The sequence below is a fragment of the Kitasatospora nipponensis genome (genome assembly GCF_039528135.1).
In the GTDB taxonomy this organism is placed as follows: Bacteria; Actinomycetota; Actinomycetes; order Streptomycetales; family Streptomycetaceae; genus Kitasatospora; species Kitasatospora nipponensis.
Genome location: NZ_BAAALF010000550.1, coordinates 1 through 936, shown reverse-complemented (window position 1 = coordinate 936; position 936 = coordinate 1). Strand labels below are relative to the sequence as shown.

Annotated in this window: 1 protein-coding gene; it reads right to left on the bottom strand. The window is 70.6% G+C overall.

Features of this window, described 5'->3' with window-relative positions:
• Positions 1-805, bottom strand: an 805-nt coding sequence (locus ABD323_RS41815; RefSeq protein WP_344447308.1) for a condensation domain-containing protein, incomplete at its 3' end; no start/stop codon positions are given.
• Positions 806-936: the final 131 nt, after the last annotated feature.

Sequence of the window (936 nt, the reverse complement as noted above, 5' to 3'; positions counted from 1 at the left end):
CCCGCGCCACCTCCACCAGCCGCGCGTGCACCTGGGCCGGAATCTCCAGCGGCACCCGATGACCCCGGTAACTCGCCACCACCGGACGCAACCGGTCGAACGGCAGCCGCAACTCCTGCGGGGCCCCGGCCAACGTCTCACGCCAGTAAGCCACCTGATTCGACAGCAGGCTCTCCGGGTCCCGCTCGTCACCCAGCAACTCACGCTGCCACAGCGCGTAGTCCGCGTACTGCACGGGAAGCGGGGACCACTCCGGGGCCCGGCCCTCACGCCGAGCCGCATATGCAGCGGAGATGTCATCGGCCAGCGGAGCCATCGACCAGCCATCGCTGGCAATGTGATGGACCGTCAGAGCCAGGATCCGGTCTTCGGAGGCGTCCGAGAACAGCCATGCCCGGATCGGCACCTCGGCGGCCAGGTCGAACGTGTAGGCCATCGCAGTGGCGACCGCGTCCGCCAGCCCCGCCCGGGAGACCTCGGCGACCTCCAGTTCCCACGCCAACTCGTCGAGCGGGACGATCCGCTGGTAGGGCTCGCCGTTCTCATCCGCGGGGAAGACGGTGCGCAGCACCTCGTGCCGACCCAGCACGTCCCGCAGTGCGGCGCCCAGCGCCTCCTCGTCCAGCTCACCCGACAGGCTCAGCGCCACAGGCACGTTGTAGGTCGTGCTCGGGCCCTCCAGCTGTCCGATGAGCCACAGTCGGCGCTGCGCGAACGACAGCGGCACCCGTTCCGGTCGCTCCACAACCGTCAGCGCTGTGCGGGCCTGGCCCGCGCCGGCCACGCGGGCTGCCAGCTTGGCCACCGTGGGCGCCTCGAACAGCACGCGCAACGGCAACTCCACGCCCAGGACCGCCCTGACCCGGCTGAGCAGTCGGACCGCGGACAGGGAGTGGCCGCCCAGCGCGAAGAAGTCCTCGTCAACCCCGACCGATT